The 13,629-nt window shown below is 63.6% G+C and carries 13 protein-coding genes and 1 pseudogene; 6 read left to right on the top strand and 8 right to left on the bottom strand.

Annotated elements, in window-relative coordinates; all coding sequences use genetic code 11:
• The first annotated feature begins 79 nt into the window (after positions 1 to 79).
• Complete coding sequence (locus TZ00_RS09685) at positions 80 to 661, top strand: TetR/AcrR family transcriptional regulator (protein ID WP_044441153.1); 582 nt, start codon at positions 80 to 82, stop codon at positions 659 to 661.
• A gap of 4 nt (positions 662 to 665) precedes the next feature.
• On the opposite strand, the gene TZ00_RS09680 is transcribed toward TZ00_RS09685, so the two are convergent.
• A complete protein-coding gene (locus TZ00_RS09680) occupies positions 666 to 1,319 on the bottom strand; it encodes an NAD(P)-dependent oxidoreductase (RefSeq protein WP_044441152.1) in 654 nt (217 codons plus the stop codon).
• 186 nt (positions 1,320 to 1,505) lie between these two features.
• On the opposite strand from TZ00_RS09680, the gene TZ00_RS09675 reads away from it, so the two are divergent.
• Positions 1,506 to 2,342 carry an alpha/beta fold hydrolase gene (locus TZ00_RS09675; protein ID WP_044441151.1) on the top strand — a complete coding sequence of 279 codons (837 nt, stop codon included), beginning with the start codon at positions 1,506 to 1,508 and terminating at the stop codon, positions 2,340 to 2,342.
• Positions 2,335 to 2,922 carry a TetR/AcrR family transcriptional regulator gene (locus tag TZ00_RS09670; RefSeq protein WP_044441150.1) on the top strand — a complete coding sequence of 196 codons (588 nt, stop codon included), beginning with the start codon at positions 2,335 to 2,337 and terminating at the stop codon, positions 2,920 to 2,922. Before TZ00_RS09675 ends, TZ00_RS09670 begins: the two co-directional genes overlap by 8 nt.
• Before the next feature lie 13 nt (positions 2,923 to 2,935).
• Here TZ00_RS09670 and arfA read toward each other — a convergent pair whose 3' ends face one another.
• From arfA to TZ00_RS09640, 6 genes are all read right to left on the bottom strand, one after another.
• Positions 2,936 to 4,450 carry an arabinosylfuranosidase ArfA gene (arfA, locus tag TZ00_RS09665; protein WP_044441149.1) on the bottom strand — a complete coding sequence of 505 codons (1,515 nt, stop codon included), beginning with the start codon at positions 4,448 to 4,450 and terminating at the stop codon, positions 2,936 to 2,938.
• Between the two features lie 12 nt (positions 4,451 to 4,462).
• Positions 4,463 to 5,728, bottom strand: coding sequence for a family 1 glycosylhydrolase (locus TZ00_RS09660; protein WP_238579636.1), 1,266 nt, complete (start codon positions 5,726 to 5,728; stop codon positions 4,463 to 4,465).
• 20 nt (positions 5,729 to 5,748) lie between these two features.
• Complete coding sequence (locus TZ00_RS09655) at positions 5,749 to 6,627, bottom strand: carbohydrate ABC transporter permease (protein WP_044441147.1); 879 nt, start codon at positions 6,625 to 6,627, stop codon at positions 5,749 to 5,751.
• Entirely contained in the window at positions 6,624 to 7,577 is a 954-nt protein-coding gene (locus TZ00_RS09650) for a carbohydrate ABC transporter permease (protein WP_044441146.1), read from the bottom strand. Before TZ00_RS09650 ends, TZ00_RS09655 begins: the two co-directional genes overlap by 4 nt.
• An 86-nt stretch (positions 7,578 to 7,663) precedes the next feature.
• The gene (locus TZ00_RS09645; RefSeq protein WP_044441145.1) at positions 7,664 to 8,926 is read right to left on the bottom strand and encodes an ABC transporter substrate-binding protein; all 1,263 of its coding nucleotides are present in this window, start codon (positions 8,924 to 8,926) and stop codon (positions 7,664 to 7,666) included.
• 141 nt (positions 8,927 to 9,067) lie between these two features.
• A complete protein-coding gene (locus TZ00_RS09640) occupies positions 9,068 to 10,093 on the bottom strand; it encodes a LacI family DNA-binding transcriptional regulator (RefSeq protein ID WP_044441144.1) in 1,026 nt (341 codons plus the stop codon).
• Positions 10,094 to 10,347: 254 nt separating this feature from the next.
• Here TZ00_RS09640 and TZ00_RS09635 point away from each other — a divergent pair, with 254 nt between their 5' ends.
• From TZ00_RS09635 to TZ00_RS20365, 3 genes and pseudogenes are all read left to right on the top strand, one after another.
• Positions 10,348 to 11,943 (top strand): exo-alpha-sialidase, encoded by a 1,596-nt coding sequence (locus TZ00_RS09635; protein WP_152631136.1) that lies wholly within the window; start codon positions 10,348 to 10,350, stop codon positions 11,941 to 11,943.
• 145 nt (positions 11,944 to 12,088) lie between these two features.
• Positions 12,089 to 12,172, top strand: a pseudogene (locus TZ00_RS20370) (DNA-binding response regulator); the annotation flags it as partial.
• A 267-nt stretch (positions 12,173 to 12,439) separates the two neighbouring features.
• Positions 12,440 to 12,853, top strand: coding sequence for a hypothetical protein (locus tag TZ00_RS20365; protein WP_238579651.1), 414 nt, complete (start codon positions 12,440 to 12,442; stop codon positions 12,851 to 12,853).
• 6 nt (positions 12,854 to 12,859) lie between these two features.
• Here TZ00_RS20365 and TZ00_RS09620 read toward each other — a convergent pair whose 3' ends face one another.
• Entirely contained in the window at positions 12,860 to 13,558 is a 699-nt protein-coding gene (locus TZ00_RS09620) for a phosphatase PAP2 family protein (protein WP_161793757.1), read from the bottom strand.
• Positions 13,559 to 13,629: the final 71 nt, after the last annotated feature.

Below are 13,629 nucleotides of genomic sequence, written 5' to 3'. Positions count from 1 at the left end.
GTTGATGATCTAAGTTGAGGTTGTCCTCAATCAAATTCAGCATATCTTGAGGGCGCACTCAATATCTAGTGGAGGCCACATGAATCAGCCACGAGGCCTTCGACGAGACGCACAGGCCAACGTCGAGAAGCTGCATTCGGCCGCCTTGACGGTGTTCTCCAAGACCGGGCTATCCGCTCCACTGGAGGACATAGCCCGCGAGGCCGGCGTGAGCATCGGTACGCTCTACAACCGAGTGGGGTCGCGCGAGGGCCTGATCGACGCCGTAGTCCCCGCGGTCATGGGCGAAAAGCTTAAGGCGCTCACGGAGCGGACGCTTGCGGAGCAGACCCCCCGGGCGAAGTTGGAGCGATTCATCTCGGAGATGATCGACCTGCAGCTCAGCGATCCGGCCATGAACGATGCCATGCTCCGACGATTCCCCGACGCAACCGCGCTCATCAACGCCTGCGATCGGTCTACTGCGCTCGGACACGAGCTTGTCGAGAACGCCCATGACGCCGGCGTCCTATCCCACGACTTCACGGGTGAGGACCTCATGGCAGTGCTGTGGATGGTCGGCACGGCGAGCCGCGACCGGACAGCGCCGGCGGGTTGGCGCCGCGTGGTCGACCGCAGCATCGCCGCCGCATGGACCGAATCGTCACAGCCGGCGCTCTAGGGCGTCAGTTGCTGATCCGCACCTCCTGCTGCGCGTATCGCAGGTCATCCGACTGAGCGAGCATGAACTCTGCCAGGTCGGCCCGGGAGATGCGCGCGCCGACTCGATCCCCGGATCCGGTCGCGGTACGCACCTTGACCCTCCCCGATCCGGGCGTGTCGTTGGGCGCGGTGACGGCCACGATGGTCCAGTCGCGATCCGATCCGCGAATGACCTCGCCCACCTCGGCCGACTCCGTGACCATGGGGCGGGTGGCAGGAAACAGCGTGAACAGGGCGAAGCTCGCCGTGCGCAACGCGCGCAGCAGGGGACTGCGGGGAATCAGAATGCTCGGCCCCCAGCTGTAGACGAGTCTGCGGACGCCGTGCGTGCGCATCGCGGCCAGGATGTTGCGTGTTCCCGACGCGAGGGGCAGGTCCCGGGGCCCGCCGAAGACCTTGGGACCCAGGGCGGCGAGGACGGCGTCGGCGCCGCGGATGGCATCCTCAACGGCTGCCTTGTCGGTCAGTTCGCCCTGCGCGATCTGCAGCCGTTCGTGGCGCAGGGCGAGCTTCGCCGGATCTCGGATCAACGCCACCACGTCGTGTCCCGCGGCAAGAGCCTGCTCGACCAGGTGGACGCCAGTGCGCCCGCTGGCGCCGAAGATGGTCAGATTCATCACGTCTCCCGAGTCCAATCGCGGCACAGCCGCACAATATGAGGGCTACCTCACTTTTCAGGATTAGAGTAGCACGCAAGTTGAGCCACTCCTCACATTAATAGGCCGAGAAGAGCATCCGGATCCCGAATCGCATTGCATGAAATGGCTATTGACGTTAGCCAAACAGGAATGCATACTAGCTACATGACATCATCACTCTCCGCCAAGTCCTTACCCACTCGCTATATCGATCGCCCCGAAGGCCGCATCGCATACGACGTTCAGGGCAGCGGCCCCCTCGTCGTTCTGGTTCCCGGCATGGGCGACCTTCGTGCCAGCTACCGCTACCTGGCACCCGAGCTCGTCGCCGCCGGCTATACCGTTGCCACGACCGACCTTCGCGGCCACGGAGACAGCGACACCACATTCTCGTCGTACGGCGACCCCGAAACTGCCGGCGACATCGATGCCCTGATCGACGAGTTGGGCGGCAAAGCGGTCATCGGCGGCAACTCGCTCGCAGCCGGTGCCGCGGTCATTGTCGCCGCGGAGCATCCCGAGAAGGTCTCCGGCCTGGTGCTGCTCGGCCCGTTCGTGCGCAATCCTCCGACATCGGCGTTCCAGGCATGGTTGTTCCGCACGATGATGGCACCGCTCTGGGTGACCACGATGTGGAACTCCTACTTACCCACCCTCTACAGGGGCACGAAGCCCGCCGACTTCACGGAGTACCGCTCCACGGTGATCGCAAGCCTCAAGCGCCCCGGCTATGGCAAGGCCTTCTCGCTCACGACCAACCAGACCAACCACGACCCCGCCGAGGCCAGCCTCGCCAAGGTCACGGCGCCAGCGATCGTCATCATGGGCGACAGCGACCCCGACTTCACAGACCCCGCCGCCGAAGCGAAGTGGATCGGCGAGAAGCTGCACGCAGACGTCGTTATGGTTCCCGAAGCCGGCCACTACCCCCAGTCGCAGCGGCCCGAGGTCACCACGCCCGCGGTTCTGGGCTTCCTCTCCACAGTGGTTCCCGTTGCCTAGGGTCGGCCTCACCCGCGACAGCGTGGTCGAGACTGCCGCGATCATGGCGGATGAGGTGGGGCTCAACTCCCTCACCCTCGCCGCCCTGGCCGAACGGCTCGGCGTGAAGCAACCCTCGCTGTACAAGCACCTCGACTCCGTCGCGGGCCTGCACCGAAGCGTCTCCTTGGTCGCCAAGCGCGAACTCGGGGAGGCAATCTCTCGGGCCGCCGTCGGCCGCTCCGGCGCCGACGCGATCTTCGCCATGTCTCACGCGTATCGCAACTGGGCCATCCAGCATCCCGGCCGGTATGTCGTGTCTCAGACACCGCCGGCCGCAGGAGATGCCGAGGACGAGACCACCACGATGTCCGCCATCCGGGTCATCACCGACGTGCTCACCGCGTACAACCTCGAAGGCGACGACTCTGTCGATGCGATTCGCGCCTTCCGCTCCCTCCTGCACGGATTCGTGTCGCTCGAGACCACTGGTGGGTTCGCCCTCAAAGTAGACATCGAGCGCAGCTTCGAGCGCCTGATCCACGGCTTCACCGTCGCGCTGGACCACTGGAAAGAACCCGTCGAAATCGCCGAAACGTGAGCCGATCGGTCGGCTAGTTCTGCGTCAACGCAGTGATCTGCGTCCACGAGATCGGCGGCAGCGTGATCGACGCCGTCGCCCCGCTCGAACGCAGAGTGTCGTTGGCGGTGAGCCCGACGCGATCGGGCTCGTCGAGGGTGTTGGCGGCATCCGGGTCGCTCGAGGCGAGGCTCGTGGCGGTCAGCACCGAGCCGGCCAGATCGCCGAGGTTTATTGTCACTTCGACGCTCTCGTGCTCCGATCGGTTCACGAGGTAGATCGCCGCGTTGCCCGTCTGATCGTCGAAGGTCGCCGCCGCGTCGACGAGCGATACGTCGCCATAGGAGGCCGTCTGGTAGGTGTCGCTCTCGACGTTCACCCGCAGGGCCGACCCCGACGCGTGCGCCGCGGTCTCGGCGAACGGAAAGAACGTGGTCTGCCGCCAGGCCGGGCCGCCAGGTTCAGTCATGATCGGAGCGATCACGTTCACGAGCTGAGCGAGAGACGCGCTGGTGACGCGGTCTGCATGCCGAAGGAGCGACATCAGCAGGCTCCCGAAGACCACGGCGTCGGTGACGGAGTAGCGATCCTCGAGCAGGCGCGGGGCGACGGGCCAGTTGTCGACGCCCGTCAGCTTGTCGACCTTCTCGAACCGCTCGTTGTACCAGATGTTCCATTCGTCGAACGAGATGTACATGGTCTTCGAGCTACCCCGAACGGCCTTCACATGATCGGCCGTGGCGACCACAGCATCGATGAAGTGATCCATGTTTACGCCTGAGGCGAGAAAGTCCCCACGGTCGCCGCGATCTTCGTAGTAAGCGTGGCAAGAAATGTAGTCGACCTCGTCGTAGGTGTGGGTCAGCACGGTGCGTTCCCACTCTCCGAAGGTGGGCATCGATGCGCTCGACGATCCGCAGACCACAAGCTCGAGCGACGGGTCGAACGAACGCATGGCCCGGGCGGTCTGGGCAGCCAGCTTGCCGTAGTCGTCTGCTGAACGGTGGCCGAGTTGCCACGGCCCATCCATCTCGTTGCCGAGGCACCACATCTGCACGCCGTACGGCTCCGGATGCCCGTCTGCGATCCGCTTCTCGGCGAGCGCCGTGCCCTCTGCGAGGTTCGCGTATTCGAGCAGATCGAGTGCCTCCTGCACGCCGCGGGTGCCGAGGTTCAGAGCGAGCATCAGCTCACTGTCGACCAGCTTCAGCCACGCGTCGAACTCAGCCAGACCGACCTCGTTCGTCTCGGTCGAATGCCAGGCGAGGTCGAGCCGACGGGGCCGACTCTCAAGGGGGCCGACACTGTCTTCCCAGCGGAAGCCCGAAACGAAGTTGCCACCCGGGTAACGAATCGCGGTGACGCCGAGTTCTTTCACCAGCTCGATGACATCGCGACGGAATCCGTTTTCGTCTGCGCTCTCGTGGCCGGGCTCGTAGATGCCGTCGTAGACCGAACGGCCCAGGTGTTCGACGAACGATCCGAAGAGTCGACGATTGACGGGTCCGATGACGGAACGCGTGTCGATGAAAATGCGGGCGTGAAGCATGGAGGTCTTCTTTCAGGCAGGAGTGGATTGGGGTACAGCAGCGGTCGCGTGCTGGTGGAATCGGTCGGCGACCGGGTTGCGGTCGCGAATCAACCGCCCGTCGGGCATCTCGACGAGGTCGAAGAGTCCCATCGTCAGCAAGTGGTCTCGCTTGGGGCCCGTGGAGTGCCGGTAGGTCCACTCGTACATGTCGAAGAGAGGCCACCAGGTGAAGCCGACGACGGGGAGCCCTTCGCTCTTCAGACGGTGCAGAGCCGAGACGGATTCGTCCATCCACGCCAGCCGTTCATCCACGCTTCCCGTCACGCACGTCTCGGTGAGCATCACCGGGGCTCCGTAGCGCTGGGCGTAGCTGCGCAGGACCTCCGCGAGACCATCGGCGCCGGCGTCGAAGAACGGTCGCGAATCGGCGAACCCTCCCCCGTGATGCACCCCCGCCTCGAACACCTCCGTCGAGTGCAAGGGGTAGTAGTTCACCCCCATAACATCGGGATGCACGGCGTTCGATTCGAACCAGGCGAGCTGGGCATCCGTGACCCCGGCTTCGCCGAGTTGCCTGAGCAGTGGATGATCGCCACCCACATTGCCGGTTACAAGATCCTCAACGAGAAACGATTGATGACGCAGTCGGGCCACCGTATCTCGGTGCTCTGGCGCATCGACGTCGCCGACGTAGCGCATGCCTGCATCCACGTGAACGAAGCTCGCTCTCTTGCCCAGCGCCTGGGCGATGCCCTGCTGGGTGAGGACGAGACCGCGGGCAAGGGAGGTGGCGATGTGCGCGAGCCCCGTTGGTCCGTCGTAGTACGGCGGCCAGTAGGCGTACTCGCCCGAGAAGAGCGCGTGCACCATGGGCTCGTTGACCGGGGTGTAGTCGGTGGCAACGTCACCGTATCGCTCGGCGAAACGAACTCCGAACTCCGCGACGTGATGCGGATAGTCGGGGTTGGCGAATTGGTCGGCAAGCCACAGCGGCGTGCCATAGTGCAACAGGTCGACGATGGGCTTGAGGCCCAAACGGCGAAACTGGTCCATTGCGCGGTCGACCCACGACCAGTCCCAGCGACCAGGCTCGGGCGCGACCCGGTACCAGGGGACACCCCACCGAAGAAACTCTGCCCCGACATCCACCGCAAGAGAGAGGTCGGTCTCGACCTGGTTGTAGTGGTCGGTCAATTCGTACTCGTCGATCGCCCGTTCGCCGGCACGGCTCTGCGGCACGAAGGTGTCTTCGATGCCGAGGGCGAAGTGCAGCTCCCCGTCGTCAAACCATTTCACAGCAGTTCTCGTCTCGTAGATCATTTGAGGCCGGTGCTCGCAACGCTTTCGATGAAGCGGCGCTGCACGAGCAGAAACATGATGGCCAGCGGCAGAACGGCTATAAGGGCGCCCGCCATCATCACGCCCTGCGGAATGATGCCACCAGGTCCGGTGAGGAGGGTCAGTCCGGAGGTGATCGTTCCCATGTTCTGGTCGGTGGTGAACACGAGCGGCCAGAGCAGGTCGTTCCAGTTGTTCACGAACAAGAAGATGCCGAGCGTCAGCAAGGCGGGCACCGCGTTCGGCAAGATGATGCTTCGGAACACCCGCCACTCCGAAGCGCCGTCGATGCGGGCCGCGTTGTCGAGGTCTCGGGGCAACGACACGAAGAACTGCCTCAGAAAGAAGATGCCGAAGGCATCGGCCGCGCGCGGGGCGATCAGCCCAGCGAAGGTGTTCACCCAACCGAGCTGGGAGACCAACTGGTAGATCGGAATGAGCGTTGCCTGAAACGGGATCATCAGACTGGCGATGATCACAATGAGCAGGATGCGCGACCCACGAAAATCGAGCCGGGCGAGTGCATAAGCGGCGAGCGAATCGAATACCAGCGCGAATACGGTCACACCACCGGCGAAACCGAAGCTGTTCAGAATGAGCCGTCCGAACGGCAGCTCGGAGAAGATCGCCTCGAAGTTCGAGAGAGTCCACTGATGGGGGAACAGCGTCGGCGGAAAGGCATTGACCTCGGAGGCCGGTTTGAAAGCAGTGAGCACGATGATGGTCACCGGCAACATAAGAGCGAAGGTCACGACCAGGAACGACGCGAAGAAGACCCAGCGCATTGGGTCGCCACGGCGCCGACGCGAGCTCGCATGGCTCGAGGGCAGAACCCGGGGGCGGACGAGAGCGGTCACGAGTTGATGTCCTTTGAACGACGGCCGAAAAAGAGGAACTGCACAAGGCTGAGCAGAAGGGTGACGATGAGCAGCACATACGACAGCGCGGAGGCGAACCCGAGGTCGAGGTCTTTGAACCCCGACTGATAGATCTGCATCACGATGGTCTCTGTGCTTCGGTAGGGGCCGCCGCCGGTCAGCACATAGATCTGGTCGAATGCCTGCAAAGCAGCGATGAGCGCCACGATGACGACGAACGCCATCGTGTTGCTGAGCATCGGGAAAGTGACGTTGGTGAATCGCTTCCAGCCGTTGGCACCGTCGAGTTGCGCGGCTTCGTAGAGGCTTGTCGGAATCTCCTGGAGGCCCGCGAGGAAGATCACCATGTAGAACCCGAAGCTCTTCCACACCGCGACCGCCACGACGGTGGGCATAGCCAGGGCTGGATCTTGCAGGACATTGCCGATGCGGATGCCGACGGCCTGCAGCCAGTAGTTCAGCAGGCCGATCTGGGGGTCGAGCAGGTACGACCACGCGAACGCGGCGACGGCGAGCGACACGATGAAGGGCAGGAAAAGCGTGGAGCGAAAGAAGCCGCGAAACGGCAGGCGTGGGCTGTTGATCACGAGAGCGAGAACGAGCGCCACAACGATCGCGGTCGGGGTGAACAACACCGCGTATAGGGCAGTGTTACCCATCGACTGAAGGATCTCGCTGTCGGTGAAGACGCGCACATAGTTGTCGAGACCCACGAACTCGGGTGTGCCGAAGCCGCTCGCGTCGGTGAACGAGAGCTGCAAGGCGGAAATCATCGGCCACGCGACGAATGCGCCGAGAATGATCAGGGCCGGAGCGAGGAAGCCGACGATGGTGGCGCGTCGTTTGAACGTGCCGTTCAGTGGCGTGCGCCCGCCGAGTTGCGCTGGTGGTCGGTATCGGCGCGGTCGAGCGAGGTTTTGCGTGGTCATGGTGTCTCCCGGCGAGCAGCGGGGGTGCGGGCTCGTCGGCCGCACACCCCCGCCCCCGGCGTAGTCGGTGCTACTTGTAGTCGGTACTACTTGGTGAGGGCTTGCTGGATGCTCGCAGACGCGTCACTCAGCAATTGCTTCGGATCGCCACCGGCGACAGCCTTCTGAGTGGCCGTGTCGATCGCCGTCAGAACGTCGGTGCTGTTGACGACTCCCGGCAGCAGAGCCACCGTGTTCGGCGCGATCTCCGTCAGGGTTGCGACGGTCGCGTTGGCCGACACATCGGCAGACGTGATATCTGTGCGCAGGGGCGGCCAACCCGACCCGAGCGACCACTTCGTGGCGGTCGTCTTGTCGTTGAAGTAGGCAAGGAACTTCTCGGCCGCCTGCTGCGTGCGGGCATCTGTCTGCGCCGTGACACCGATCGAGATACCGATCGACGACGCGGCTTGCGCCTTCGGGCCCGCAGGGATGGCTGCGATGCCGTAGTCGATATTCGAGGACTGTGCCACCCCGGCCATCCACGGCCCGCCGATCTCCATGGCTGTCTTGCCCGCCGTAAAGAGCTTGTCGGCGGCGATACCGTCGAGGCCCGTCGGTGAGATCTTGTCGTTCTGAATAGCCTTCGACCAGTAGGTCAGGGTCTCGACGTTCTCCGCTGAGTCGATGGTCGACTCAGTACCGTCGTCGTTGGTGATCGACCCGCCGTTGCCCTCGAACAGGCTCGGCCAGATGCCGTTGCCGACCGTGGCGTGGTCGGGAAGGGCAAGGCCGTACTGCTCCGGAGTGCCGTCGCCGTTGGAGTCGACGGTGAGCTTCTTCGCGTCAGCGACCCACTCGTCCCATGTGGTTGGAAAGCTCGTGATGCCCGCAGCGGCGAACAGCGTCTTGTTGTATATGACCGAGAGGGGAACGAAACCGCTCGGCACGCCGAACTTCTTGCCGCCAACGGTCTCCATAGCGACAGCCTCGGGCTTCAACGCGCTGGTATTACTCGACGACTGGCTGTAAAAATCGTCGAGGTCGACAAGCGCCTTCTTCTGCGCGTAGACCGGGAGCCGGTCGCTGGTCATGGCGACAATGTCCGGCCCGTTCTTCGAGGAGAGGGCGGGCAGGAGCGTGTCATCGATCACAGCCCATGTCTTCGTCTGGGTCGTCACGGTGACGTCACTCTGCGACGCGTTGAAGTCTTTGACGATGTCGTCGAGCACGCCGCCGTCGGCTTCGGTATAGCCGTGCCAGAAAGTCAGGGAGACCGGGCCGCTGGCCTGATCGTCTGACGATCCCGCGCATCCTGAGAGCCCCACCGCAACCAACGCTGCTGCGGCGACTCCGATCAGCTTCTTCACTGAGTACCTACTTACTGCTCCCGACGCCTGTGTGCGGGAACTTTTCGAGTGATGGACATCAAATTTACATCGATGTAAAAGTGACAGTAAGCGACAAGCTCAGCCGTGTCAACTCATGCACGCCGCGACGTGCGGAGAGGGCTAGAGCGCCGAGCGCTGGCCGACACTCACTCCCGTCGATGACTCTCTGATCACCAACGAGTACCCGGTCTCGACGCGCCGTGGATCGGGGCGGGCACCGTCACCCTCGATGCGCTCGATGAGAATGTCGATGGCGTTCTGCGCAATCTCGTCTCGGTGCGGAGAGACCGTCGTCAGGGAGGGCGTCGAGTAGGCCGAGTCTTCGATGTCGTCGAAACCGACAACAACGACATCGTCGGGAATGCGAAGTCCATGCCGATGCAAGGCGCGCATCGCCCCCAGCGCCAACGCGTCGTTGAAGCAGACGACGGCGTCGAACGGCACTGCACTGGCGATGAGGCGCTCCATGGCCTCGACCCCGTTCTCGCGATGCCACAGTGCGGCCGACACAATGAGGTCGGCATCGGCATCGATGCCATATTCAGCCAAGGCTTCGACATAGCCATGCAGTCGTGAGGCTGCCGTGCCGACCGGACCGTCAGGCTGCGTTCCGATGACCGCGACACGGCGTCGGCCCAGCGAGAGCACGTGCAGGGTGGCTACCTTCATGGCCTCGACATTCGACATCGCAACGTGGTCCGAACGGCTTCCCTCGACCTTCTCGCCCAGAACGACAATCGGAAAGTCGACGTCGAGCAGGTCGACGTCACCCGGGCGAACAGCCAGGGGACTGTAGATGAGCCCATCAATCGAGTGCCGTCGCATGTCAGAGACCGTCGTGATCTCAAGCGACCGATCAACAAGAGTCTGCTCAATGAGCACCGTGTACCCTCGCGCGCCGGCAGCACGAATGACCGCGTCTGCCAATTCGGCAAAATATGCCTGACTCAGCTCCGGAACCGCCAGGCCCAGCACCCGAGTACTGCCCACCCGCAGATTACGCGCCGACACGTTGACCTCGTAGCCGAGCTCGGAGACGGCATCCATAACTCGAGCACGCATCTTTTCAGAGACGTGCTCGTACCCCGACAGCACATTCGAGACCGTCTTGGCCGACACTCCCGCCAGCGCAGCGACATCTCGCATTCTCGGAGCTTCGCGCGCAGACCGACCCATCAGCACCCCAATCAGATACGTGGGCTAAGAATACCCCGACGCCTTTCCCGAAGAATTTCACGCCTTGACAGCACTCCCACGGCTAGTTTAGCTTGAAATTTACATCGATGTAAATTATCCGCATCTATCGAGGAGCGATCCAGACAATGACGTTGAATCTCAGACCTACCCCACCACGGCGCCTAAAGCGCCTCGTTTTGATCGCAGCGCTAGCAGCGGCGACCATGATCGCCCCGCAGGCCTTCGCCGGTCCGGCGTTCGCCGTCACGACCGGCAACGGGAGTCTGGTCTACTCGCCCGCCGCCGGCACATCGTTCAATCCAGAGGGTGGCCGGGCGGCCGGAACGACCTACGCAAAGATGATCGTGCTGAAGAACAGTGGCAGTTCAAACGGCACCCAGATCGTCACGTTCGATCAGCTCGTTCTCGAGAACGGGGTGCAGGTCTACCCGATCTACCGCAGCACAAACAATGGCACCACGTGGAGCCGCATCGCGACCGTCTCGCCGAGCATCCAGTTTCCCTCGCTCACGAGAACCGCACAGCCTTCGCTGTACGAGACCCCGATCGCACTGGGCTCCATGCCTGCGGGCACTCTGTTGCTCAGCGGAATGATCATGCCCTCCGATCGATCGAGCAGCCGCCTCGTGATGTACAAGAGTCTTGATCACGGTGCGACCTGGTCGTTCGTCAGCACAGTCGACACGGGTGGGGCGGCCGTCTACGACCCGAGTCCCACCTCGACCACGTCGACCGTCTGGGAACCCTCTCTCGCAGTCGACGCCAATGGCGGACTCGTCACCTACTTCTCTGACGAACGCCAGAAGGCAAGCGGGGTTCTGCAGGCCGTCAGCTACCGCCGCTCTACTGATGGCGGCCTGACCTGGGGTGGCGTCGTGAACGTCTCTGCTCCGAACAACAACAGCGACCGGCCCGGCATGATCACCGTCACCCGACTGCCGAACGGCAACTACATCGCAACCTACGAGGTGGTCAATCAACCGAGCCAGTCGAACAACACCGCGCCGGTCTATTACAAGACCTCACCCGACGGGCTGAACTGGTCGCCGACCACGAGCCTCGGCACGAAGATATCGCTCCCCAACGGGAGGGGTCTCGGGTCATCACCCGAAGTGCGCTGGGTTCCGACCGCCGGAAACTCGAACGGCATGATCGTCGTCTCGTCGAAGTGGGGCCTCACCTCAGCCGGCGCCATCGACGGCGGGCAGAACTTCTTCGTCAATCGCAACCAGGGCAGCGGTTCGTGGGAGCAACTGCCCTACGCCGTGACCTACGACGCAGCCGACACAGAGGGCGGCACGTTCAGTGGATTCGCCCAGAGCTTCGACAGCAGCGCTGACGGAAAGACGCTGTACCAGGCGACGAACGTCGAGAACCTGGCCACCACGTATAACGACGTGCGGGTCGGATCGATCCCCATCAATGCACAGCAGTACGAGGCCGAATCCGCCACCCGCACCGACACCTCGACCGTGACGCAGGCCGACGCCAAGGGCGGCTTGAAGGTGGGCAACATCAACAACGCCACCAGCTCTGTCAAGTTCACCGTCACAGCGGCCGCGGCCGGAACCTACACGATGAACGTTCGCTACGACAACGGCACGACAACGACCAGCACGCACGCCGTCAGCGTCAACAACGGGTCAGCGTTGACGGTGTCGTACCCGCCCACCGCGAATTGGGGCCGCTTCGGCTGGGCTCAACTGAACGTCACACTCGCGGCAGGCACCAACACGATCACCTTCACCAAGGGAACAGGATTCGCCGAGCTCGACCAGATTCAGCTCTATCAGCCCTGATCCATCTGCCGCTGAGCTCGCGAAGCTCAGTCGGTTCCGCGGCGCACAGCGCCCGGGGCCGGCTGAGCTCTCGACCTCAGCTCTCGCCATCCAGGATGCGCTTGCCGCGGCGCAGAGCGGTGACGACCAGCACAAGCCCGACGTCGTGCTCGCCGATTCGCGGATGCCGGTGCTCGACGGGCTCGGACTCGTGCAGCAGTGCGCCACGTCGCATCCCGGCCTGCCCGTGCTAGTTCTCACGAGCTTCGACGACGCGCGTCTCGTGCGCGAACCGCACGGCGCTGGCGCTGCGGCTCGCGGGTGGGGTGCCGCCACGGCCATCTGCCCGGCGTTGAGCGGAAGTACCCCGGGCCAGTGCGCCACTATTCAGGAAAACTGCGCGGAATCGAGAGGCTTCGTGCGCCACGGGCCGGTTCTACCTGAGTTGGAGCGCCCCAACCACGCGACAGGTCAGAAATGCGCCCGATTCTGCGGTATGACTGGTGATACTTGGTTCATGAAGACGGCGATCTCCCTTCCAGATGGCGACTTCGAGCGTTTTGAGCGCATCGCGGCACGGCGCGGCATGAACAGGTCTGAGTTCTACAGGTTGGCAGGAGCGAAGCTCGCAGCAGAGCTCGAGGGCGAAGCCGAATTGACCACATTGGCGAACGCAACGATCGCCCGCGCGGGACAGCCGGCCGCAGATGGAGCCTTTCTCCGTGAGTTCGAGCGAACCATTCTCGAGGGATTCCCTGGCAACGTCGTGGTGCCCGTCGAGGCCTCCGGCTTGGAGAAGGATTCCGTGGCCGTCGCTTCTCAGCTCGGCGCGGTCAGTCGCGAGTTCATCGACCCGTATCCGGTGGGCGACCTGCCCGCCTACATGGTGGCCAAGATCTCCGCCGGCATCCGCCTCGTGACTGGCGTCTGAGCCGAATCAGCGCCTACCGGGCCAGAACCGCGCGAGAATCCAGTCGACCCACACGAGGCGGGCGGCCGGGGCGACGGCCAGAGCCCAGACAACCGAGGCCAGAGCATCCGACGTGTAGTGCAGGCCATCGATCACGACAGAGAGCACAACGACCGCGACGAGCACACCGCCGACGACCACTCCGACACGGAACCAGCGGGTGCCGACGAGTAGGTAGAGCGCAGCGATCACCAACGCCACGATGAACACGGTGTGCCCGCTCGGGTACGAGGCGTCGACCTGCGCCGGGGAGTAGGGATGCGCGAGCAGTTGCGCGTCCGGTCGCGGCCGATCGACGAGAATCTTCACCAGGTCGGATGGAACCCAGGTGAGACCGACGACGCCGGCGAAGGCCGCAGCCCTGCGCCAATTCCGTCCGACGAAACCGATCGCGACCGCAACGAGAGCTGTGCCGATGATCGCGGGTACAGGTCCGATCGCCACATAGACCGCCGACGTGAACGCCCCGAGCGCGCCGACGTGGGCTGCATTGAACGCCTGGGAGAGCTGCAGGTCGACGGGATGCGATCGGAGGAGGAACCCGATCAGGGTGAGCATCACGACGGCGACGATCGCGACGATCAGCGTTCGTCGTGGATGCGGGGCCGCGCGAAGAATGTACGAGTGCGCCCCGGGCGCGGGTGCGGCGTGTTTGACGGAGGGCATGCTGTCCATTCGGGAGTTCTCAGGTGCGACCCGGTGAACACTCGCTCGAAGAGCACGCCGGTCACCGACGC

The sequence above is a fragment of the Agreia bicolorata genome, from assembly GCF_000938265.1.
GTDB classification, from domain to species: domain Bacteria; phylum Actinomycetota; class Actinomycetes; order Actinomycetales; family Microbacteriaceae; genus Agreia; species Agreia bicolorata.
The sequence above is the reverse complement of the archived record's forward strand: the minus strand, read 5'-3'. Positions and strand labels throughout refer to the sequence as shown.

Excerpts from the sequence above, each read along its gene's own strand:
- arfA (WP_044441149.1), bottom strand. The coding sequence starts at position 4,450 with ATGCTTCACGCCCGCATTTTCATCGACACGCGTTCCGTCATCGGACCC.
- TZ00_RS09635 (WP_152631136.1), top strand. The coding sequence starts at position 10,348 with ATGATCGCCCCGCAGGCCTTCGCCGGTCCGGCGTTCGCCGTCACGACC.
- TZ00_RS09650 (WP_044441146.1), bottom strand. The coding sequence starts at position 7,577 with ATGACCACGCAAAACCTCGCTCGACCGCGCCGATACCGACCACCAGCG.
- TZ00_RS09685 (WP_044441153.1), top strand. The coding sequence starts at position 80 with ATGAATCAGCCACGAGGCCTTCGACGAGACGCACAGGCCAACGTCGAG.
- TZ00_RS09680 (WP_044441152.1), bottom strand. The coding sequence starts at position 1,319 with ATGAATCTGACCATCTTCGGCGCCAGCGGGCGCACTGGCGTCCACCTG.
- TZ00_RS09620 (WP_161793757.1), bottom strand. The coding sequence starts at position 13,558 with ATGCCCTCCGTCAAACACGCCGCACCCGCGCCCGGGGCGCACTCGTAC.
- TZ00_RS20365 (WP_238579651.1), top strand. The coding sequence starts at position 12,440 with ATGAAGACGGCGATCTCCCTTCCAGATGGCGACTTCGAGCGTTTTGAG.
- TZ00_RS09640 (WP_044441144.1), bottom strand. The coding sequence starts at position 10,093 with ATGCGAGATGTCGCTGCGCTGGCGGGAGTGTCGGCCAAGACGGTCTCG.
- TZ00_RS09675 (WP_044441151.1), top strand. The coding sequence starts at position 1,506 with ATGACATCATCACTCTCCGCCAAGTCCTTACCCACTCGCTATATCGAT.